This window comes from Enterococcus sp. DIV1067f (assembly GCF_050543505.1).
Classification (GTDB): domain Bacteria; phylum Bacillota; class Bacilli; order Lactobacillales; family Enterococcaceae; genus Enterococcus_D; species Enterococcus_D entomosocium.
The window spans coordinates 42,422-64,404 of the sequence record NZ_CP172940.1; the positions used below are offsets into that span (position 1 = coordinate 42,422).

General features: G+C 42.8%; 18 protein-coding genes. 9 read left to right on the plus strand and 9 right to left on the minus strand.

Annotation, left to right across the window (positions count from 1 at the left end; all coding sequences use genetic code 11):
* Positions 1-47: 47 nt before the first annotated feature.
* The 3 genes from treR to IGJ42_RS00215 are packed head-to-tail and all read right to left on the minus strand — an operon-like array spanning position 48 to position 4,111.
* Complete coding sequence (gene treR, locus IGJ42_RS00205) at positions 48-764, minus strand: trehalose operon repressor (protein ID WP_005226457.1); 717 nt, start codon at positions 762-764, stop codon at positions 48-50.
* 54 nt (positions 765-818) lie between these two features.
* Positions 819-1,469 (minus strand): beta-phosphoglucomutase, encoded by a 651-nt coding sequence (pgmB, locus tag IGJ42_RS00210; protein ID WP_005232889.1) that lies wholly within the window; start codon positions 1,467-1,469, stop codon positions 819-821.
* 14 nt (positions 1,470-1,483) lie between these two features.
* Positions 1,484-4,111, minus strand: a complete 2,628-nt coding sequence (locus IGJ42_RS00215) for a glycoside hydrolase family 65 protein (protein WP_061053524.1) — start codon at positions 4,109-4,111, stop codon at positions 1,484-1,486.
* A 336-nt stretch (positions 4,112-4,447) separates the two neighbouring features.
* Between IGJ42_RS00215 and treP the strand changes: the two genes are divergently transcribed.
* Positions 4,448-6,427, plus strand: coding sequence for a PTS system trehalose-specific EIIBC component (treP, locus tag IGJ42_RS00220; protein WP_008376729.1), 1,980 nt, complete (start codon positions 4,448-4,450; stop codon positions 6,425-6,427).
* Between the two features lie 124 nt (positions 6,428-6,551).
* On the opposite strand, the gene IGJ42_RS00225 is transcribed toward treP, so the two are convergent.
* Positions 6,552-7,925 (minus strand): MFS transporter, encoded by a 1,374-nt coding sequence (locus tag IGJ42_RS00225; protein ID WP_008376728.1) that lies wholly within the window; start codon positions 7,923-7,925, stop codon positions 6,552-6,554.
* Between the two features lie 259 nt (positions 7,926-8,184).
* Between IGJ42_RS00225 and IGJ42_RS00230 the strand changes: the two genes are divergently transcribed.
* The gene (locus IGJ42_RS00230; protein ID WP_005226468.1) at positions 8,185-8,670 is read left to right on the plus strand and encodes a hypothetical protein; all 486 of its coding nucleotides are present in this window, start codon (positions 8,185-8,187) and stop codon (positions 8,668-8,670) included.
* A gap of 292 nt (positions 8,671-8,962) precedes the next feature.
* Here the strand turns inward: IGJ42_RS00230 and IGJ42_RS00235 are convergent, their stop codons facing one another.
* Genes IGJ42_RS00235 through IGJ42_RS00245 form a run of 3 tightly spaced genes read right to left on the minus strand, consistent with a single transcriptional unit; the run spans position 8,963 to position 10,027 of the window.
* Complete coding sequence (locus IGJ42_RS00235; protein WP_005232885.1) at positions 8,963-9,127, minus strand: hypothetical protein; 165 nt, start codon at positions 9,125-9,127, stop codon at positions 8,963-8,965.
* Complete coding sequence (locus IGJ42_RS00240) at positions 9,124-9,714, minus strand: DUF1700 domain-containing protein (protein WP_005232884.1); 591 nt, start codon at positions 9,712-9,714, stop codon at positions 9,124-9,126. The genes IGJ42_RS00235 and IGJ42_RS00240 overlap by 4 nt, the downstream gene beginning before the upstream one ends.
* Positions 9,701-10,027: a PadR family transcriptional regulator gene (locus tag IGJ42_RS00245; protein WP_005232883.1), complete on the minus strand. Its 327-nt coding sequence runs from the start codon at positions 10,025-10,027 to the stop codon at positions 9,701-9,703. The genes IGJ42_RS00240 and IGJ42_RS00245 overlap by 14 nt, the downstream gene beginning before the upstream one ends.
* A 224-nt stretch (positions 10,028-10,251) precedes the next feature.
* Between IGJ42_RS00245 and IGJ42_RS00250 the strand changes: the two genes are divergently transcribed.
* Positions 10,252-10,953 carry a TetR/AcrR family transcriptional regulator gene (locus IGJ42_RS00250; RefSeq protein WP_035006404.1) on the plus strand — a complete coding sequence of 234 codons (702 nt, stop codon included), beginning with the start codon at positions 10,252-10,254 and terminating at the stop codon, positions 10,951-10,953.
* Positions 10,954-11,027: 74 nt separating this feature from the next.
* Here IGJ42_RS00250 and IGJ42_RS00255 read toward each other — a convergent pair whose 3' ends face one another.
* A complete protein-coding gene (locus IGJ42_RS00255; RefSeq protein ID WP_101698727.1) occupies positions 11,028-12,731 on the minus strand; it encodes a sensor histidine kinase in 1,704 nt (567 codons plus the stop codon).
* Positions 12,725-14,230 (minus strand): response regulator transcription factor, encoded by a 1,506-nt coding sequence (locus tag IGJ42_RS00260; protein ID WP_008376719.1) that lies wholly within the window; start codon positions 14,228-14,230, stop codon positions 12,725-12,727. The genes IGJ42_RS00255 and IGJ42_RS00260 overlap by 7 nt, the downstream gene beginning before the upstream one ends.
* Before the next feature lie 205 nt (positions 14,231-14,435).
* Here IGJ42_RS00260 and IGJ42_RS00265 point away from each other — a divergent pair, with 205 nt between their 5' ends.
* The 6 genes from IGJ42_RS00265 to IGJ42_RS00290 all read left to right on the plus strand — a co-directional run bounded on the left by IGJ42_RS00265 (position 14,436) and on the right by IGJ42_RS00290 (position 21,923).
* Positions 14,436-16,106 (plus strand): extracellular solute-binding protein, encoded by a 1,671-nt coding sequence (locus tag IGJ42_RS00265; protein WP_422705516.1) that lies wholly within the window; start codon positions 14,436-14,438, stop codon positions 16,104-16,106.
* Positions 16,107-16,254: 148 nt separating this feature from the next.
* Entirely contained in the window at positions 16,255-17,187 is a 933-nt protein-coding gene (locus tag IGJ42_RS00270) for an ABC transporter permease (protein ID WP_008376715.1), read from the plus strand.
* Between the two features lie 16 nt (positions 17,188-17,203).
* Positions 17,204-18,091, plus strand: a complete 888-nt coding sequence (locus IGJ42_RS00275) for a carbohydrate ABC transporter permease (protein WP_005232877.1) — start codon at positions 17,204-17,206, stop codon at positions 18,089-18,091.
* A 6-nt stretch (positions 18,092-18,097) separates the two neighbouring features.
* Positions 18,098-18,736, plus strand: a complete 639-nt coding sequence (locus tag IGJ42_RS00280) for a DUF624 domain-containing protein (RefSeq protein WP_016611649.1) — start codon at positions 18,098-18,100, stop codon at positions 18,734-18,736.
* A gap of 40 nt (positions 18,737-18,776) precedes the next feature.
* Positions 18,777-20,798 (plus strand): type I pullulanase, encoded by a 2,022-nt coding sequence (pulA, locus tag IGJ42_RS00285; RefSeq protein WP_086372490.1) that lies wholly within the window; start codon positions 18,777-18,779, stop codon positions 20,796-20,798.
* A gap of 117 nt (positions 20,799-20,915) precedes the next feature.
* A complete protein-coding gene (locus IGJ42_RS00290; RefSeq protein WP_016611647.1) occupies positions 20,916-21,923 on the plus strand; it encodes a LacI family DNA-binding transcriptional regulator in 1,008 nt (335 codons plus the stop codon).
* The last annotated feature ends 60 nt before the right edge of the window (positions 21,924-21,983 follow it).

Here is a 21,983-nt window from a genome sequence, read left to right on the forward strand (position 1 = left end):
TCGGTGAAGTCTAGGTCTGTTTTGTCTTTTTCACGTCTATACGTCCATCAAATCTTGCGTCGACGGGCAAAGTCCACAAAGCGGAATTTATCCAGTCGGTGGATCGATTCGGTGTATTCAAAACAGCGCGTGTCTTCTAGATACACGAGGCTGCGAACCGTAACGACATGCTGATCTTCAGGACGCAGATCCATTAGATCCCGCAATTCTTTGTTGACGGGGTCAACAGTGATTTCTTTTTGTGCATAAGCGATCTCAAGGCCAAGATCATTTTCAAAGTAATCAAAAATCGATACTTTCGCTCGGTTTTCTGGCAACTCTTCGATGATAGAAGCATCAAGGTAATCTTTATCCAAAATCACCACTTCTCCATCGATTCTCCGCTGACGGATCAGTTTCCATGCCTCAGAAGCGACAGGCCAACCAGTGGTCTCGTGCAGCTTTGGCGAAACGGCGATCTTACGGATCTCGACAACCTTTGTTTCACTAGGAATGCGTTGGGTATCTTGCAGCTCACGAAAACTCGTCAAGCCAGAAATCGGGAAATCAAAGCGATTCAAGTCTAAAACGATCGAACCTTTCCCTTGTTTCTTTTGGATATAACCAGCATCCCGCAATAAATTCAATGCCTTACGGACAGTCTCGCGGGAGACACCATAAGTTTTGATCAATTGGTTTTCGCTAGGCAGCAAAGAATGCGGAGGGTATTCGTTTGCTAGAATTTTTTGTTCTAAATCTAAAAATATCTCTTTGAACTTGTTCATCGGATTGCCCCCTCTTTGGCTATTATAGCGAGGCCAATTTGGAAATGCAATCGACTATTTCGCCAAAAGTTCGTCAATGTTTAGATCCGTCAATTTTTCAACGATCACATCTGCACCGTGTAGTTCTTCTCCTGAATAAACGCCTACCGCGTACATACCAGCAGCTTTGATGCCGTCGATCCCTGCTTGAGCATCTTCAAACCCAACTGCTTCTGCCGGTTCAATGCCTAGTGCTAGCGCTGCTTGGATAAAGATTTCTGGATCTGGTTTGCCTTTTTTCAAGGTTGCTGGGTCAACGATCGTATCAAAGTCTTGCATGACACCTAGTTTGTCCAAAATAAACGGCGCATTCTTGGATGCCGAAGCGATGGCACAAGGAATATTTTTTGCTTTGGCTTCATCAAGGAACGTCTTTACCCCCGGCAATAGATCATCAGGAGTCAAGCTTTGTAATAATTGTACATAGTGGGTATTTTTCTTTGTCGCTAAGGCTTCTTTTTCGACTTCTGTGTAGGCATCATTTTTGTTGCCTAGTGTTAAGATTCGCTCTAAAGAATCCATGCGGCTAATGCCTTTTAACTGCTCATTGAATTTCAAATCGATCTCGATCCCAATCTCCGCAGCTAATTCTTTCCATGCGATGTAGTGGTATTTAGCTGTATCCGTGATAACGCCGTCTAAATCAAAAACAAATCCTTTTTTCATGTGTAAAACTCCTTTTAGTAAGTAATCGTTGCTTCTTTCTTTGCTTCTAGAGAAACTTGCTGCCCATTCACTAAGATCGTGACTGGCTGATCAGCGGTGATCGTCAATGTTTCATGTGTAACATTCAATGCAAAGCGGGTGCCGCGAACTTCTAGCTGAAAGGCTAAGCTGTCCCAAGCTTTTGGCAAGTTTGGTGTGATCTGCAGTTGCTCTTCTCGAATATCAATCCCAGCAAAAGTGGTTAACGGAATAAACAACGTAGCGGCCATGACACCGGCGTGAATGCCTTCTGCCGTGGTCCCGCCTTGGATATCACGATAATCAGAAGAGAGGGCTTCTTGGTATAACGACCAAGCCAATTCCTGATCATCCACCATTGCCGCTAACTGAGCGTGAACGATCCGCGACAAAGTCGAGCCGTGGGAGGTGCGAGCCAAATAATAATGGAGATTTTTTTCAATATAGTCTGTTGGCAGTTGGTAAGAAAGATCCGCCAAAATTTGATTGACTTGCTCTTTTGAGAAATTATAGAAAATCATCAAACTATCGGCTTGTTTCGCGACTTTGTAGCTGTCAGCACTCTTGCCTTCAGCGTTTAGGATGCGATCCATCCGATAAATGTTGCCATATTTCTCTTTATAATGGGCCCAATCCAGATCTTCCAACTGGAAGTACCCTTCAAACTGTGCGATGATGCCTTCGTGATCGATCTCTAAGCCTAATTTGGTACGAATATCTGCCATAGCAGCAATATCCGCTGGGGTTAAAGCCGTTTTCTCCAATACTGCTTGGAAGCTCTCTGCTGATAGTTGTTGTTGGAGGTTCTCGATCTCTTCAAACAACCATACTACCATCATATTGGTATAGGCGTTGTTTTTCAAGCCGCCTTGTTCACTATTTGGGTAGCTTTCATGAAATTCATCTGGTCCCATGACTTTATCGATAAAGTAACGTTGAGCAGTATCATCCCAGGTGGCAGCACTTTGCCAGAAATGGGCGACTTCTAACATCAATTCTAATCCATATTGTTCCATAAAGGGACGGTCTTGTGTGTTGTGCCAATATTGCCAAATGTTATAAGCGATCGCTAAGGAGACGTGGCGCTGCAAGCGACTGTGGTCTTCTTTCCATTCGCCGCTGATAGGATTCAAATGCAGTTCTTGGGATTGCTCACTGCCATCCAAGCCTGATTGCCATGGGAACATGGCGCCTTGGTAACCGGCTTTTTGGGCGTCTTTTTTGGCAGCAGCTAAGCGGCGGTAGCGATACAGCAAAATTTCTTTGGCGGTGTCAGGAAAATGTAGAATGTAAAAGGGTAAGATAAACAGTTCATCCCAGAAAATATGACCGCGATAGGCTTCACCATGTAGGCCACGGGCAGTGATACTGGCATCTAAGGACTCCTGATAAGCATTCGGTGCTGCGGAGACCAGCAGATGATACGTATGCAGATTCAGCATTTTTTGCGACATCAAGTCACCAGTGACTTCGATGGCCGCTTTCGCCCATAATTCAGCCCAGGCTTGTTTTGAGGCGGTATACATCGTCGCAAAATCAGGTAATGCTAAGGAAGAAAACGTAAATGCCGGTTGCGGATCCTCTTGCCGATAAGCGGCAGCAGTGACTGATTTTTCGACCCGATAAGTTTGTCCATCCGTCACCTCAAGGGCTACTTGCTGACGGACGAGCTGGTCGTTTGTTTCAGCGTGCAGCTCAGCCAATGGCAGGTCCTTTGAAAACAGTTCAGAGGATTGGACAACGGTAATCTGTGATTGGTTAGTGGTGACCACTAAATGCGCTTTGTTTTGTTCAGCTGCTGTCTCTTTCACGGTCAAATGCTGGTTGGTTAAGCTACGGTAACGAGCGACGTTATAGTTATAGACCGATCCGTCGGCTTCACTGACGAAAGTAACGGTGCCGGAAAAGTTCAGCGGGGTAAACTGATAGACCAAGCTATATTGGTGAACGTCTTGCATATTGGCGATTTTCTTCGTTTCGATTCGCAGACGCTTTTGTTTTTTTGTTTCAATTTCTGCCACTGATTGGAACAAGCCGGTCTTCAGATCTAATGTCCGTTTAAAGGAAAGAAGCTGATTGTTGGCAATGTCGATCACTTCATCATCGATCTTCACGTACATTTTTTGCAGATTCGGTGCATTGACGAAGTCTTCATTGCTGATGGTATGACCAGAAACATCCGATTCTACCGTATTGTAAAGACTTGCTAAATACAGCCCTGGATAGTTCGCTTCACAAATGGTCATCTCAGGCGTCGTGCCTCGCAGCCCTAGATAGCCGTTGCCGACGGTTAAAAGTGACTCCACCGAGTATTCATCTTTACCAGGGGTGTAGCCATAGTATTCGAGGTTCCAAGGAATTTCAGCACTTTTTTCTTCATACTGTTCTTTCGTGGTGCAAACAAAGGGACGATTCAATTTTTCTGTCAACCATTGGTCCAGTGAAAAAGTCCCTTCTTCATTCGTAAACACCAGCGATTCAGAGACGATCCCGCCACCTTCCATTTTCTGCAGCTGCGCGGTCAGTGCAGCAACTCGTTCACTGTCTGTCCCAGAAAACGGATAGGTCGTACCGGTTTGATCCGTTAACAGCCATTCTTCCTTAGACAATATAATCGTATTCACAATAGTTGTCCTCCTTTAAACTTGTCTATACATGCAAGATGATTATAACGTAATTTGTAAGCTATTTCAATTTATCTCACCTGTTTTTTTATTCTTTTTTGTTAAATAAACAGTAAATAAAGTCATTGGCAATATTATTTTATATTAATCAAATATTTTAAAAAACGTTTATTTATTAAGGTTTTAATACGGTACCTTTTCTATTCACTTGTATTGTTTGTAGAAAAAGTGAAAAAAATTGGTTTGAAACGCTTGCAATATCAAAACTATCAAGTTATGATTAGTGCGTAATTAAAACATATATATACAAGTGGATATGAAAGGGGTTTATTAATTATGGGAAAGTATCGTGATGATGCTGAGAAGCTGCTGGAATATGTTGGCGGCAAAGAAAATATCGCCGCAGTAACACATTGCGCGACACGGATGCGTTTTGTTTTGAACGATCAGACAAAAGCAAACGAAAAGGCAATTGAAGAAATTCCAAGTGTCAAAGGGATGTTTACGAATGCGGGACAATTCCAAGTCATTATCGGCAATGATGTCTCAACGTTTTACAATGATTTTACCGATGTATCAGGAATAGAAGGTGTTTCTAAAGAACAAAGCAAAGCGATTGCAAAAAACAATCAAAATATCGTGCAACGAGCGATTGCTACGTTAGCTGAGATCTTTACCCCGTTATTACCAGCGATTATTGTCGGTGGTTTGATGCTAGGGCTGAGAAATTTCTTAGAAGGTGTACCGTTAGAAGCTCTAGGTGGACAAACCATTACGCAAGCTTCTACTTTTTGGAACGGTGTCAACGGCTTTTTATGGCTGCCCTGTGAAGCGATCTTTCACTTTCTACCAGTAGGGATTACCTGGAGTATTACACGTAAGATGGGAACCACGCAAATATTAGGGATTGTTTTAGGGATTACATTGGTTTCACCGCAATTATTAAATGCTTATTCAGTAAGTTCAACTTCTGCTGCAGAAATCGCCCAAAATTATACGTGGGACTTCGGGTTCTTCACTATTGATAAAATTGGGTATCAAGCACAAGTGATCCCAGCAATGCTGGCAGGTTTCTTATTGGTTTATCTTGAAAGATTCTTCCGGAAATGGATTCCAGAAGCGGTTTCAATGATCTTCGTTCCATTGTTCTCATTGCTGCCAACTATTTTAGCAGCTCACATGGTATTAGGTCCAATCGGTTGGCAAATCGGATCAGGCATTTCTTGGGTCGTAAATGCTGGCTTGACCTCACCATTAAACTGGTTATTTGGTTTCATTTTCGGTGGCTTGTATGCGCCTTTGGTTATTACCGGATTGCATCATACAACGCTAGCGATCGACTCTCAATTAGTAGCGGATTTTGGGACAACAAACCTTTGGCCAATGATCATGCTGTCAAATATTGCGCAAGGTACGGCAGTATTGGCGATTTGGTTCCTTCACCGTGGCAATAAAAAAGAAGAACAAGTCTCTGTTCCAGCAACGATTTCTGCTTACATGGGGGTTACTGAACCAGCGATGTTCGGGATCAATTTGAAATATGTTTACCCATTTGTCGCAGCAATGGTAGGTTCTGCCTTCGGTGGAATGCTGATCACTGCAACGAATACCCGTGCATTAGGTATTGGTGTAGGGGGACTGCCTGGCTTCTTATCATTTAAAATTGAAAACTATCCAATGGTCTTCATCTCAATGGCGGTGACGATTGCGATCACTTTTGTTTGCACTATCGTCTTTAGAAAAGTTACCTTCTTAAATAAATTAGAACCGCAATTGGCTGCTGATACAGCTGCAGCAGCGGCTGTTGCACCAACGACTGCTGCACCGACAACTGCAGCCCCAGAAGCAACACAAGTTTCAGAAGAAACCCTTTATGCTCCAGCTGATGGGAAAGTAGTTGCCATCACTGAAGTTTCTGACCCTGTCTTTTCTCAAAAAATGATGGGTGACGGCTTTGCTGTTCAGCCAACGAACGGAACGATTTATGCTCCTGTTGCAGGTACGATCTCTAGCATTTTTGAAACGAAACATGCAATCGGGATTTTAACGCCTGGTGGCGCGGAAGTTCTCGTCCACATGGGCTTGGATACTGTAGAACTAAAAGGTGCGCCATTTGAGGTTCTTGTTTCTGAAGGTGATACGGTCACACCAGAAACGAAGCTTGCAGTGATGGATCTAGATGCCGTTATCGCAGCTGGCAAACAGACAGATGTTTTGACGGTCATCACGAATGCCGAAAAAGTGCGTCAGCTTTCATTGACGACTACAGGCACAGTGACAGCCAAAACAGCGGTTGGTTCAGCTGAATTAAACTAAAAAAATAATCCGTTTCCGAGAGCGCCCTTTGACTAAGAAGGGGAATCGGAAGCGGATTTTTTTATGGGCCGTCCTCAAGGGAGGGCGGCTTTTTTTCGTTGTTTTTCAATTGGCAAAGCCGCAGTTAGCTGACAGCTTTTTTGTCGGTGTTTTTGCGGAAGTAGTTAATCGTTAATAGGAAAGTCAGTAAGACCAAGGCCCACAAAAAGAATAAGGCGATTTGAGAGCCGATGACCGTCCCTTGGGTGTAATCGGTCGCCGCATTTTGTGCCAAATTGATAATGGTCGCCACCACAGCCGTCGCCACTGCACCAGAAAATTGCTGTAGCGTATTAAAGATCGCATTACCGTCCGCGTACAACGCAGGAGTCAGCTTGTTTAAGCCGGTGGTCATCATATTGCTGTAGGCTAAGCCGATCCCGATCATGTAAAAGACATGTCCAGCAACTAGGCTCCAAATGAAAGGCGAACGCAAAACGAGGGCTAAGGCAAGCCAACCGATGGCAATCAACGTCAAACCAGACAGGATCGGTTTTTTCGGTCCAACTTTATCCAGCAACCGACCAGAGATCGGCGCAAGGATCGCCCCGATGGCCGCCCCGGGCAGCATAACTAATCCTGCAGTAAAGGCATCTTTTCCCAAAGCGAGTTGGACAAAGTTCGGCAAGACAAAGGAAATGCCCAGTAAAAGGAACTGACAAACAAGAAAGCCAAACAGAAACAAACTGAAGCTACGGTTTTTCAAAACAGCCAAACGAATCAAAGGGTTCGGGCCTTTTGAGCGTTGATAAAACAAGCCAGCACCAATGAAACCGAAAAGCAGCGGCAGTAGACTCGCTAAGGTGCCTACTTGATTCAAGAACAATAAGAAGCCGCTGAACATCAAGACGATTCCTAATACACTCAGTAAATCCAGGGAAGTGTCTTTTGCCCCAGCCGTTTTAGGGATCGAGTAAAGGCCGAGTACTAGGGAGATCAGCAAGACTGGGATCAAGAAAAGAAAGATCGCATTCCAAGACCAATGGGCGGTCAATAAGCCCCCATATGTCGGTCCGATCGCTGGAGCGATGGAAGTGGTCAAATTCCCTAAGCCGATTGCCGCTCCCCGTTTTTCAAAGGGGGAGTAAGTCAAAATGATGTGGAACATCAAAGGCAGTGCGATCCCTGTGCTGGCACCTTGGAAAAAGCGGCCAATCAGCAAAATGGCAAACGTCGGCGATAAAAAGTCGATCACCAAGCCAACAAGGAAAAAGGCGTTGGCAGCTAGAAACAAGGTTCTCAATGAGAAGCGTTTCAAAAGGTAGGTCGATATTGGGACAATGATGGAGATGACCAGTAAGTAGATGGTCGTCACCCATTGAACATCGGATGTTGAAAGCGTAAATTGATCGATCAATGTCGGAAACGTTACATTCATGGCTGTTTCAATCAGCACGCCTGCAAATGACATCAATCCGGTTGCGAGGATCGCCCCCACGAGTTTTTTGTTGTTTTCCATATTCTCACCTCTAAAAAATTCGCAAAAAAAGAGACCGTTTCTATTCTCATAGAAACCGCCTCTCTCTCGACAAGCGAACCCGCTTGTTATCTGTACGATTTAATCTATCGCTATTCTACTGACTTCATAAGAAAGTGTCAAGAGAAGTGGATAAAAAAATAGCAAAAAACTTTTTTGAAAGTTTTCAAACTTTTACTTACACGAAAAATTTTCTTCTGCTAGAATAGTCGAGTACGAAAAAGAGAAAGGAAGTTGTTACATGCCCATCAACAAAAAAGAAAGTTTGATCTATACGACACTTATGTGTATTTTCATGGTGTATTTTATGAGTGTTTACAACCTCATGTTCCAAGTCGGTGTTTCTGCATTGGCATTCCAATTGGCGTGGAATGAATTGCCATTAGCTCTTTGTGTCGCCTTTATTTTGGATTGGTTCATTGTTTCGGGTCCAGCAAAAGGTTTGGCATTTCGATTTTTGGACCATCAATCAGCTACTTGGAAAAAAATCGGTTTGATTTCTTCATTGATGATCGCCGGCATGGTGATCTGTATGTCACTCTTTGGTGCGTTGATGCATCCAAACCCTGATCACTCGGTGTTCGTCAATTGGCTAAGCAACATTGGGAAAAATGTGATTGTCGCATTGCCATTGCAATTGTTCATTGCAGGCCCAATCGTTCGCCGGGTGTTTCGCGCCTTGTTTCCTATTGGCACTGTGCAAGAACAGCCAGTACTAGGGGAATAATCGATCAGTAGAAAAAACGTACTGCAGACAGGCTCTACCAAGGTTAGCTAAAAATAGCTGGCTTGGCGATAACTGGACTTGCGGCACGCTTTTTTGCTTTTATAAACAACAAAAAAACCCATAGGATGGTATGGGTTTTTCTGGTTACCCTATGAAATAGGATACAGGATGTACCTATATAGTAATATGGTGAGGTCAAAAAGGAAAGTTCAATTTTTTCATCAATACATGAAATTGATGAAAATCACTTGTTTTTATGACGAAAAAAGCAACTTATAATTGTTTTTGCCGATTAGTCTGTGTAGAAACCAATCAGTTGATACCAACGACGATGCTCAATATGGTAGGCATCAGGTGAGTACCCTGACATTGAAAAACCGATAAAGGTGATGACCAGTCCGAGAATAATAAACAACAGACTGAGAAAAACGAAAAAGCGCTTATTGATTTTGATCATAGGACTGCCTTCTTTCGATAGTTTTGAACAAATGATTTTGGCCAAACGACAAGGGAGTGGGTAAGACGTGAAAAAGGTCGGCTCATACTATAAGTGGCGATCAGACAAAGAAGCCCTAAACCAAATAAGAAAATTCCCACGCCTAACTGACTTAAAAAGAGATAGAAACCATCCGCCATCAGCATGGGACTTAAGACAACGCTAGCAATCCCACCGATAAACGTAGTGACACCAATCATGCCAGTGGTGAAAGGCACACACCAGATGATTATTAAAAAGCTTAGGATCAGCAAAGCGGCACTTAACAATAAGCTGCCCCACAATGGAAAGCCTAGCACTAAGATTAAGAGCAAAAAGGGATGAAAGCGGCGGGGAATCTCTACCACGACCTCTTCTGTTTCTGTGACTGTTTGGATCAGTTCTTTTGGGGAGCCAAGGCGTGCCACGGCTTCTTCTTCAGTGTATCCTTCTTCCATCAAATCTTCGATCATCTCGTCATAATAGTTGATCAGCTGATGAATCTCGCTAGGTCTGACTTTTTCAGATAATTCTGCAGCCAATGCCTTGATAAAATCAACTCTGTTCATCTAGTGTTCCTCCTTTAATAAATCGCTGGATCAATGTCAATTGGGGCCAGTCGTTGGTTAAAAAATCGTCGATCCGCTGTTTGCCAAGTTTGGTCAAGCGGTAATATTTTCGGGTCCGTCCTTGATGACTCTTGTTGTAAGTCTCAACCGCTCGGCTGGCTTCTAAGCGCTTCAAGATAGGGTAGAGGGTGGATTCTGAGATTGGTAGTAAAGGAGAAATATTTTTGACTAATTCATAGCCATAAGAGTCCCCGTGCTGCAAATAGGCTAAAACACAAATTTCCAATAATCCTTTTTTTAATTGGGCATCCAAAGGCTCTCCTCCTGTTCATATCCATACTATACATTACATAGTATCATTTCACAAGTAGTATCAAAAAAATCAGTCTTAAGACTTAGCCGAGGAAAACAGGAAGGTTTTTAGAAAAATGGTCAAAAATATAAAACAAAATTAAGAAATTCGGCAGAAAGTATATGTTAACGTTCTCTTTTTTGTTAAAGTAGAAGTATGCAGATTACTTTCAGTAAGAAAATTGGGTGTTGGTGGTGTTTCACTGGAAGAAAGCAAGTGAGAGTAGAGGAGCGTTAGCGAGAGCTGATCGCCTCAAGAAAGGAAGGGGTATTATGAGAAAAGCAACGATTACGAAAAAATATTTGATCAACTGTTTAAAAAAATATCTGGTGGAATATCTTTATCGGCCAATCACTGTCCGCGACATTGCTAAATATGCACGAACATCGACCCAACCAATCTATTTGAATTTTTCAAACATGCAAAATTATAAACAGGCAATGGTCGATGATGTCTTCCATGACATTCATGAAGCAAAAAAAGAGACGGTGATGACACTGGATCCTCTATACTGTTTTTGGCATGACTATTACGTGTTCGCCAGTCGCAATCGAGCCCTCTTTTTTGCATTATTTTTAAATGATATTGGTTGTGGTCCCTACATAAAAGAGTGTTCTTTTGCATATTTTCAAGAAGCAATCGCTGAATCAGCTGTTTTTCAATGTGAGCAAGAAAACGATCTGAGGAAATACCATGAAGAAGCCTTGATTTTTTTTAGCGGTTTGGTATTGCTGTTTATTCGTGAAGGGTGTACTGACGGCAACAAGGATTTTATAAAAGATACCATGGAGTATTGGGAACGAATGTTAAAGAAAGCAAAAGGCGTGACGCGAGACCAGGGTCGGCAAGGATTATTAGAGGTTGGTGCGTTTGCTGTAGAGGAATAGGTACTTGAAATCAAGCATTAAAATAAATATCTGAATATTTTGACACCAAAAAACCGTTAGTGATTAAACATTCTTCACTGACGGTTTTTTTGAGGAGGTAAGTCTTGCGGTATGAGTAGAACAATTGTGGTGTTTTCACCTTTTACTGATTGAATCGATAAGGAAGCTTGCGTGCCATAGTACAATGCTAGCCGCTGGCGTACATTGTTGATACCATAATGTTGATCAGAAGGTTCCTCCAGTTGTTTTAGCTGTTCAGGATCAATCCCGGGACCATTGTCTTGAATCTCAAACCGTAGCCATTGTCCTTCTTTGAGGCAGCGGATCGTCAATACCCCTCTGCGGTCATCTTCAATATGATCAAGCCCATGAAAGACGGCATTTTCGACAAACGGCTGCAAGAGCAGATGGATCATCGGATACTCATCGATATCTGAGTCAATTTCGAGGACTAAATCAAAGGAATGGTGATGCATTTTTTGCTGGATTTTAGCATAGGTGATTGTTAGATCGAGTTCTTTGGTGATGGATAGCCGGTTGGATCCTTGGTTTAGGCTGAGACGGTAGAATCGAGACAGCAGCTGAGCCATCTCACGGATCTCGTGATTGCCGTTTAGTGTGGCAGTATTGCTGATCAGTGCTAAGGAATTATAAAAGAAATGCGGATTGATCTGGGCTTGCAGAGCCCGCAATTCGTATTCTTTTTGTTTCAATTCGGCTTCATATACTTCATTGATCAGCTCAGCGATTTTATCTAGCATTTTTTGAAAATTGGTGTATAACTGTCCGACTTCATCTTTTGAAGAATATGTGTGCTGGATTTTGAATTGATCCATTGATAAAGAGGCCATTTGCTGGGTCAAAGAGTTGATCGGCTGTACCACGGTTTTAGCCAACCACCAGCTGGATAAAACCAATATCATTAATACAAAATCAAAGATAATAAGTGCCGCACCAACTAGATACAGTAAACTGCTGAAAAATGACTGTGCGGTTTTAACAAAAACGATTTGCCAATGATTATCCAGCAGTACAGGAGCCTCTTCAATAACTGCGTTTCCAACCAGCCACTGTTTTTGAGTACGTTGCTGCTTCGTCAAATAATCAATGCGGTAAAGCGTCTGCCCGGTCTCTGACTGAATGGTCAAATCATAAGGCTCCTCAGTGACTGCATCCAGATTCGTGAACAATGCTGCTCGATCGATGGTTAAAACGATGTAGTTTAAGGAATCTGCGGTATGGCCTTTTAAAAAAAGGTTGGTATAAAAAGAAAGTTCCTCCCGTTCTTTGTCAAAATACGTTCGAATCTCGGTCGAAGGTTTTTCTTTTAGAAAAGGCAGTGCTGTATCAGCCGTGATTTTTTTGACGTATTGCCCATGATCATAAAGATCGATCGTGGTGTATAGCGTGATGCCTTTAATATCTGCTTGCGGAAAACGAACACTGTGAAACAAAGGCACGATCGTATTTTGAAAGAGATTGTATTGATCAAAGTTTGAGAAGCGTTGACTAGAAAGCTCTTGCGTCAAGGCGGTATTGTTGGCTAAAAAGAGCAGGCTGTCCCGATAGGTGTGGATCTTGCTTTCTAACTGATAGCTGATACTTTTGAGATTATCGGAGTAAGCACTTTTTTCCTGCTGTTGGATAAAGGCTCGGATGATAGATACCCCGACAAAGGTCAAAACGATCAGAGGAACAATGCTTGAAAGAATTGAAATAAGGGCGATCTTTTTTTGAAAACGAAAATTTTTAAAACAATCGTGGACTTTTCTTAACAAGAGGGACCTCTCTTTCTATACGCATCCGGCGTCATTCCGACAATTTCTCGGAACGTTTTGCAAAAATAGGAATAATGATTAAAGCCAACTTGTTTGGAGATAGTTCGAATGCTGCAGTTCGAGTTCTTTAAACGCTTCTGAGCCTGTTTGATACGGTAAGACTTGATGTATTTGGTGATACCCATGCCTTCAGAAGTACTGAATAATTCGCTTAGGTAGTTAGGATTGATATTGACTTCCTTTGCTAACCGCTCCAAGCTCAACTCTTGGTGAAAATGAGCGAATATATAGGATTTTACTTGGCGCACATAGTCATTTGACTGGCTCCCGTTGATTTGAAGCAAGGCATCATGGATATAATGGAAGAGGGCATCAAAAATATCCGCAATTAGTTGCAGACTTGGCGCTTCCAGTATTTTTCCAATCTGATTAGCGCCACACTCCGCATCAAAAGTGATCGTGCACTGATCGATGATTGTTTGATAAAAGGTCGCAAAATAAAACTTGGCATTGGTTGGTTCCTCACGTCCATTTGTTTCAAAGCAGTCGAAAACTGTTTTCACAAGCGCGTGGGCTTTTTTACTTTCGTATTGATTCACATACGAAACGGTTTTTTCAAAAAGCGCTTTCTTGACGATGTAGTGATCTCCCGGAAGCAGCTGGCAGATTTTCCCTTTGTTTTGCTGATAAAAAGACCGCTGACTGGTTCTCAGTAAGTCATGATAGGTGCCATACACCCCTGAATGGTGGGGAACTGGTCCGCTGTCAAAAAGTGTTATTTTTTGCTGAAACTGTTCGGAAAAATAGGTAGTTAAGTTGTTTTTTCGCTCTTCGATTTCCCTTTTTGGCAAAGGTTCGTTAAAAAAGAGCAGTTGTGCTGGAGCTAAAAACAAACTGAACATTTCAGGAAATGCAGCAGATAGCGAAGGGACAAAATCCGGCGCATTCCAAGAATCCAGCGGCCAAGTAACGAGAAAAAAAGAGGGATGAGTCTTAAAAAAATCTTGTGCAATCGATTGCTCTTCCTTCGGCAGTGAATGCCAAGGATAGCCATAAAAAAGTTTACTCAAAATCTCTTTCAAGTAATGGGTTTGTGCGATTGTTTTTGTGTAAGCGCGCTGCTTTTGTTGATCAATAAAAAGAATGATTTTATTTATTTGTTCATAAAAATCATCAGGGTCGATTGGTTTTAAGAGGTAGTCAACCGCTTGTAACTGTATGGCTTTTTTTACATAATGAAAATCTTCAAAGCCGCTGATAAACATCACAGGAATTTCAGGAACTGCTTCTTTGATTCTCGCTACGAGGGCATGTCCATCCATAAAGGGCATCTTTACGTCGGTAATTATCAAGTCAAAGGGCTGTTCCTGAAAAAGTTGCCAGGCTTCGCGGCCATTTTTGGCTTCTTCGATCAGCCATTCTTTTTCATGCTGACTCAAGAAGTATTTGATCACTTCTCTTTGATCGTAGCTGTCATCAGCAAGCAGCAGTCGGTACATGGTTTTCGCCGTCCTTTCGTATAGAGAAAATTACGCAGTCGCTTCTTCTTTCTATAGTAAGCGATAAACAAAAAAAGCAACAGAGCGAATTTGTAAACGTTTTATTTTTCTGGAAATCGTGCTATGAATCTGAAAAAAGTGCTATATTTTCTGTGGAAGCGATTGCGTATAATAAGGATATCAAAAAAGTTTGAGGAGGAAAACAATGAAATTTAGGCGGGGGACAGCAATGTTAACAGCAGTTGCTTCAGCACTTATTATGACAGGATGCAGTTCAGAAGAAGCAAAGACCAATGAAAATGGGGATACCGTGATTACGATCGGACGCCAGACCGCACCGAACTCGAAACTGCCTGAGGGGGATTCTTACAGCAATAACGCATATACTCGATTGATTCAAGAACGCTTGGGCATCGAGCTGGAGAGTGCCTTTGAAGCCCATGGGGAAGACTATGATCGTCAAGTATCGCTAGCGATCGCTTCAGGGGAACTACCGGATACGATGATCGTCGGATCAAGAGATGAATTGGAAGAATTAGTTAACAATGATTTAGTGGAAGACTTGACCGAAGTATTTGAGGAGCATGCCGACGATTTTCTAAAAGACATCTATGATTCGTTTGATGGGATTCAGTTAGAAGCAGCCACGCTTGATGATCGCTTGATGGCGATCCCATCTACTAGCGATGACTTCGGGCCCAATCTTGTCTGGTTGCGCCAGGACTGGCTAGATGAGCTAGGTATTGAACTGGATAAAGATGGCAATCGCTCAATTACATTGGATGAGTTGAAGGAAACAGCGATTGCTTTTCAAGAAAATGATTTAGCCAATACCGGAAAAGCAGTTGGTTTGCCATTGGCCTTCTGGTTGTCTTCGCCAAATCATGGCGGCACGGCATATACCGGAACAGCCATCATGAATGCGTTTGGAGCCTACCCAAAATCGTATCTCCAAGATGAGAATGGGCAGATGTTTTATGGATCCAATACGCCAGAAATGAAAGAAGCACTAACGCTACTGAAGGACTGGCAAGATGAAGGGTTCATGGATCCGCAATTTGGTACCCGCACGTATGACGATATCCATGCCATGATGGTTAATGGAGAAACGGGCATCGCTTTTGGTCCTTGGCACATGCCTGACTGGGGCTTAGTACAAGCCAAACAAAATGATCCAAATGCTGAATTTGTTCCTTATGCCCTTGAAAATGCTAACGGCGATGGAGGGGTCAATGCCGTGGCTAACCGCGGCACTGGGCAATACATCGTGGTGCGCAAAGGTTTTTCTGAGCCGGAAAAAATCATGGAGATGATCAATCTGATTTATGGTGAAGTTGCCAACTCGGAAGATATTGAAACCGAGTTTCCGGAAATTTATGACTATGCGAAAGTGGATGTCGATGGGACGGTTCGTCCATGGAATGTTGTTTTCTTAAAAGCCTATAGTGAGATTGATGATGCAGTAGAAGCTTCCAAGGCGGCGGTTGGCGAAACATCTATCGAGGATATCTCCAACTTCTTCATCAAAGAAAACGCCGAAAAAATCAAGCAATATCTGGATAGCCCTGAAGAAACTGATCCGGTGGACTGGACCCGCTATGCCTCCCGCTATTTAGCCGTCAATAATGTGATGGGCGGTATCAGAGAGCAAGGACGCTTGAATGAAGTGAAACCACCGCGTTTTGATTCGATCAAAGCCAATGAACGAAACGGCGCACAAGTAGGGAAACTGGAGGAAGAGACCTTCATTAAGTTTATCACTGGAGAAGAACCCCTGGAAAACTTCGACAACTATGTTGAAACCTGGAATAGCCAGGGTGGGACAGCCATACTTGAAGAAATGCAAGAAGTAGTAGATCAGCGAGCAGATAATTAAGCGGCCACTCCAGCGGTTCTGACACTCGTCTTTCGAACAAAGAAAAGCAAGGTTGTATGCAGGAAAACCGACTGCAGGTGCCTTTTCTTTGTTCGAATTTTTTCATCAAGCGGCTGGTGAGGCAAAAAATTTATGGAGGAGTAAGTAAATGGAACTTTCTGTTGAAAAAGAAAGCAAAAAAGAAAAGAAAAAGTGGTTTTCTCGAGATCAGCTTTTCTTTCTAGGGATGATTTTACCAGGCATAATTTTTATTTTGATTTTTTCTTATGGTCCTATGTTTGGGTTGTTGATGGCATTTCAAGATTATGTGCCAGCGAAAGGTGTATTTGGTTCTGAATTTGTGGGATTCGAGCACTTTCGCTATTTGTTCAGTTTACCGGATATTTTCTTAGTAACTAAAAACACGATTTTCATCGCTTTCTGGAAAATTGTCTTTAATACGATCGTACCGATTCTTTTTGCGATTCTATTAAATGAAGTACGTGTAAAGTGGATGAAACGCTCCATTCAGACCATCGTATATTTGCCCCATTTTCTTTCATGGGTCATATTGGCTTCAGTAGTGGTCAATTTATTCAGTCTTGATGGAACGGTGAATCAGATTTTACAAAACTTTGGTGTAGAACCATTAAACTTTTTGGGTAGTAATCAGCTGTTTCCTCGTTTGCTGATCGGGACCGATGTTTGGAAAAGTTTTGGTTACAGTTCAATCGTGTACCTTGCTGCCATTACCTCGATTGATCCGGGATTATATGAAGCAGCAACGATGGATGGTGCTTCTTGGTCAAAAAAAGTCTGGCACGTAACCCTGCCGGGGATGATGCCTTTTATTTTGCTGATGACGATTTTGTCGCTGCCTAATATCTTGAATGCCGGCTTCGACCAAATTTATAACCTGTATTCTCCGGTTGTGTATCAAAGCGGCGATATTATCGATACCTATGTCTACCGAATCGGTCTGATCGGTAGAGACTATAGCTTAGGAACCGCCGTTGGTCTGGTCAAATCGGTGATCGGTCTATTCTTGATTTGGTCTTCCAACAAAATTGCGGAGAAGAAGACTGACAGAGTGATGTTTTAAGGAAAGGAAAAAAGAGATGAAAGAAAAATTTAGTATACGGCATGCAGTAATTTATTTGATCGTCATTGTTTTGGCTCTTTCTTGTTTAGTACCGATGTTGAATGTCGTGGCACTTTCTTTAAGCAGCAGCAGTGCGGTCGCTGCAAATGCTGTGGGGCTATGGCCAGTGGATCTGACCTTAGCGGCTTATGAGCGCATCATGAGCGATCAGCAGTTTTGGCGTTCTTTTGGTATTTCAGTCATTCGTGTGGTGATCTCTTTATTGCTGAATTTGGTGATGATCGTAACGATGGCTTACCCGCTATCTAAATCAAAAAAAGTATTTCGAACGAGAAAATTATTCATGAGTGTGATGGTTTTCGCTATGCTCTTCAGTGGCGGCATGATTCCAACGTATTTGGTCGTTCGCAATCTAGGATTATTGAATACGATTTGGTCCCTGATTTTACCTAGTGCAGTCCCTATCGGCAGTGTGATCTTGGTGATGAATTTCTTTCGGGGAATTCCCAAATCATTGGAAGAATCTGCTCGGATCGATGGGGCCAACCCACTGCAGATTTTGGGACGAATCTATATTCCAATGTCTTTGCCGTGTTTGGCAACCGTTTCTCTATTCAGTATTGTCGGTAGTTGGAATGATTTTTTTAGTGGACTGATCTATATGACCAAGACTGAAAACTATCCTTTAATGACCTATATCCAAACACTATCAGTCAACATTGCTGAAACAATGCAACAAGCCGGGAATTTGACTTCCGAGCAGCTACAAAGTCTACTAGCGGTCTCTGATCGAAACTTGAATGCAGCGAAGATCGTGGTGGCAGTGGTGCCGTTATTGATTATTTATCCGCTTCTACAAAAATATTTCGTTCAAGGAATCGTTGTCGGATCAGTAAAGGAGTAAACCCACATGATACACTTTTTTCATTCAGAAAACTTCTTCGCACGAATCGCTTGGAAATTCAGCCAGTTGCTCCTATTAAATGTACTACTCTTGTTTTTTAGTTTGCCGCTCTTCACGATCGGTGCAGCCATTACTGCGGGTTCTAAAGTGGCGACTGATCTGATAGAAGGAAAAGCACCGGCTGTTGTTCAGCAGTTTTGGTCGGTCTTTTGCCAAAGCTTTCGAAAGAGCACTCTTATCTGGCTCAGTCTACTTTTTTCTTTGTGGCTTTTGACTGCTGATTGGTTGTATTATTTCCAACTAAAAGGGACGCCTGATCTTTTTACCGTAGGCTTAGTAATTTGTACGTTCATGTGGCTTCAATTTTTCCAAGTTTCGTTTTTCTTACTCGCACGTTACGATAGCGGAATCAAAACGATCCTTTTGAACAGCATAAAAGTCGCCGCAAAGCACCCTTTTAAAATACTTAGTCTTCATATTCTGACTGCAGCCCCTATTGTCATCATGCTTCTTTCACCCTATGCGCTGGTTTTCAGCATGTACATTGCCTGCTTTTTTGGTCTTAGCTGTTTTTTGTATGCACGCTGTCAGTTATTGTTGGCAATTTTCAAGAAATATGAGAAGGTAGAAATAGCAGAAAAGTAACTGGCTTTTATAGTTAGAAACGTTGAATGGAGGAATTTTGATGGGACAAAACACGCAGTATGGAGAAAAAAAGATTGCGATCGATCGCAGGATCGGTTTTTTAGAAGAACATACGTATCACGGGAATGATCTTGGTGTGACTTTTCAAGGACAGCAAACCACGTTCAAATGCTGGTCACCAGAGGCAGAGGCCGTTTCAGTATTGCTTTATCAAAGCGGTGTTGCTGGGACTGACGATCGTCTGCTGACGCTGCCGATGGTTCAAGAAGACAACTGTTGGCAAGTCACGACGGAAGAAAACGTCAAGGAGCTGTTTTATACCTTTGAGTTTCAACGAGATGGGCAGAAAATAGAAGCGATGGATCTTTATGCCAAGGCAGTAGGGATCAACGGAAACCGCGGTGCGATCATTGATTTAAAGGAAACAGATCCTGAAGGTTGGCAGGAAAGTCACGGCGTCGGTCAGCAGTCGATCACAGATGCCTATATTTGGGAATTACATGTCGAAGATTTCAGTGGTGCCGAAAACAGCGGTATTTCACCAGAAAATAGCGGAAAATATTTAGCCTTCACTGAAAAAAAGACCCATCTGGTGGGAGATGAAAGTCAACCAACTGGCATGGCCTATTTAAAAGAGCTGGGGATCAATTATGTTCATCTGCTGCCGATCTTCGATTTTGACAATGATGAAACTTCGTCTGCCTACAACTGGGGCTATGATCCGAAAAATTACAATGTACCTGAAGGACGATACGCTTCTGATCCTAGTGATCCCAAGGCGCGGATTCGTGAATGCAAGCAAATGATCCAATCGCTGCACGAAGAAGCCATCGGCGTTGTGATGGATGTGGTCTTTAATCACACTGCGATCACGGAAGAATCATGGTTTAATTTGACGGTTCCTGATTATTACTACCGTCAAGATGATGCAGGGAATTTTGCGGACGGTTCTGCTTGCGGCAATGAAGTGGCTTCTGAACGGAAAATGATGCGTAAATTTATCATTGATTCAGTTTTATATTGGGCGCAAGAATACAAAATCGACGGCTTTCGTTTTGATTTGATGGGCTTGATCGATGTGGAAACCATGAACCAATTGCGTCAACGCCTAGATGATGCCGGCTTCAGCCATGTGATTTTATACGGCGAGCCATGGGATGCCGGCAGCAATCAAATTATTCAGCCGAATATCCCAGCAAATAAAAGTAATGTTTGGGCACTGTCAGAAGGCGTTGCGGTTTTTAGCAATGATTTAAGAGACAGTATCAAAGGCGATGTCTTTGAAGAAACAGACGGCGCGTTTATTCAAGGAATGAATGGTCAACCGCAAGTCAAGCAAACCTTTTATGCAGCAAATTTGGCAACGGCGATTCAAGGAAATACGAAAGTTGCCGCACAAGAAGGCGCCGAGCGCTGGGCAAAATCGCCCCGCCAAGTGATCGCCTATGCTTCAGTCCATGATAATTTGACCTTATGGGACAAGCTGGTGGCAACCATGCAGGCTTCAGTGAAGGAAAGAAATTATGAGTTTGATCCTGAGCTTTTAGCCCGCAATAAACTAGCAGCAGCCATTTTGTTTACTAGCCAAGGAGCAGTGCTGACTCAAGCTGGGGAAGAATTTGGCCGTACCAAAGAAGGCGATGAAAATTCCTTCCGTTCGCCACTGGCAGTCAATCAGCTGGATTGGTCACGTGCCAAAACCTTCAAAGAGTTGCGCGAGCTGTATCGGGGCTTGTGGGCATTGCGGCAGTCCTATGCACCATTGAGAGATGCCACGACCCAAACGGCTGAAAGCATGGTCTTTTATGAGACAAAGAATGAAAATCGCTTGGCGTATCAAGTACCCAATCGTGACAAACAGCATCCATGGCGTTCTTTATTCGTTATACTCAATAGCACGGAAGAAAGCTGGTCCTTTGACTTACCGACGGCAACAGAAAATGCTTCTTGGCACATCATTGCTGACCCCAAAGGAGCTGGGATCACTTCTCGCGGCGTAGCAGCGCCAAGAATAACCATCGACCCCTTGTCCTTCTGCATTTTGGCGGAACAAAGTAACTAATCAAAGTAGAAGCTAAAACAAACTAAAAATTTTAGTTTGTTTTAGCTTTTTTGGTAGTAAAAAAACAATTCTTTTGCTATACTTTTAACAGAATGAGAAGCAGAAAGCGGTGAGCAAATGAAAGTTGTGATCTCTGATATTGCCCGAAAAGCTGGCGTTTCCAGCGGAACTGTCTCTAATGCAATCAACAATCGTAAGGGGATCAGTGAACAAAAACGGCAAGCGATCTTGAAGATCGCTCGTGAGATGGGGTATTTTGATCAGCGAGAAATTAAAAAAACGGAAAGCCAAAAGATCAAATTTGTTGTAATGAACAAACAAGGAAATGTCGTAGGGGATACGCCTTTCTTTTCTGAATTGATCCGGGGGATCGAAATGGAATGCAGCGCGTTAGGCTATGAATTGGTCATTTCCCATATCACATTGGCGCCAGAGGAAGACCCGATCGAAAAGATCCGCCCAGAATTAGTAGATGGTTTGCTATTGTTAGGAACGGAATTGGAAAAACAAGATTTAGCAGTCTTCCGTCATTTGGAAGTACCCTTAGTGATTTTAGATACGATTTTTAATTCGCAGGACTTTGATTTTGTCGCCATCAATAATCGTGACAGCGCCTATGAGATCGTTGAAAAGATGATCGAAAAAGGCCACCGAGACATTGGCATCATCAACTCAACCTTTCAAATCAACAATTTCCGTGAACGCAAGCAAGGGTTTATTCAAGCGATCCAAGAGCATGATCTGATCCATTATGAAGAGACGGAAGCCTTAGTAGAACCCACCTTGGAGGGCTCATATCAAGACATGAAGGTCTATTTGGAATCCTTGCGTGCCGATCAGCGGCCGTTACCAAGCGCCTTTTTTGCGGTCAATGACAATATCGCCATCGGTGCAATGAAAGCCATTCGCGAAGTGTTCCCCGATCATCCGTTGGCCATCGTTGGGTTCGATGATATTCCTTTGGCGGAATTTTGCAACCCACCGCTGACCACCGTCAAAGTAGATAAAGTGTACCTTGGTCGCCAAGCCGTGCGACGCTTGATCGAGAAAATCACCAGTGAAGATGAAAACCATCTGAAAATGCTGGTCGCCACGACGATCGTCGAACGCGAAAGCATCAAATAAGAAAAAAATAAGAAGAAGACAAAACGTTTAGCAAGCGTTTTGTCTTTTTTTAGTTATTAA

Coding starts and splice junctions, on each gene's coding strand:
- pgmB (WP_005232889.1), bottom strand. CDS start 1,469: ATGAAAAAAGGATTTGTTTTTGATTTAGACGGCGTTATCACGGATACA.
- IGJ42_RS00265 (WP_422705516.1), top strand. CDS start 14,436: ATGAAATTTAGGCGGGGGACAGCAATGTTAACAGCAGTTGCTTCAGCA.
- IGJ42_RS00225 (WP_008376728.1), bottom strand. CDS start 7,925: ATGGAAAACAACAAAAAACTCGTGGGGGCGATCCTCGCAACCGGATTG.
- IGJ42_RS00235 (WP_005232885.1), bottom strand. CDS start 9,127: ATGATCAAAATCAATAAGCGCTTTTTCGTTTTTCTCAGTCTGTTGTTT.
- treR (WP_005226457.1), bottom strand. CDS start 764: ATGAACAAGTTCAAAGAGATATTTTTAGATTTAGAACAAAAAATTCTA.
- IGJ42_RS00230 (WP_005226468.1), top strand. CDS start 8,185: ATGCCCATCAACAAAAAAGAAAGTTTGATCTATACGACACTTATGTGT.
- pulA (WP_086372490.1), top strand. CDS start 18,777: ATGGGACAAAACACGCAGTATGGAGAAAAAAAGATTGCGATCGATCGC.
- IGJ42_RS00260 (WP_008376719.1), bottom strand. CDS start 14,230: ATGTACCGACTGCTGCTTGCTGATGACAGCTACGATCAAAGAGAAGTG.
- IGJ42_RS00240 (WP_005232884.1), bottom strand. CDS start 9,714: ATGAACAGAGTTGATTTTATCAAGGCATTGGCTGCAGAATTATCTGAA.
- treP (WP_008376729.1), top strand. CDS start 4,448: ATGGGAAAGTATCGTGATGATGCTGAGAAGCTGCTGGAATATGTTGGC.
- IGJ42_RS00275 (WP_005232877.1), top strand. CDS start 17,204: ATGAAAGAAAAATTTAGTATACGGCATGCAGTAATTTATTTGATCGTC.
- IGJ42_RS00290 (WP_016611647.1), top strand. CDS start 20,916: ATGAAAGTTGTGATCTCTGATATTGCCCGAAAAGCTGGCGTTTCCAGC.
- IGJ42_RS00270 (WP_008376715.1), top strand. CDS start 16,255: ATGGAACTTTCTGTTGAAAAAGAAAGCAAAAAAGAAAAGAAAAAGTGG.
- IGJ42_RS00280 (WP_016611649.1), top strand. CDS start 18,098: ATGATACACTTTTTTCATTCAGAAAACTTCTTCGCACGAATCGCTTGG.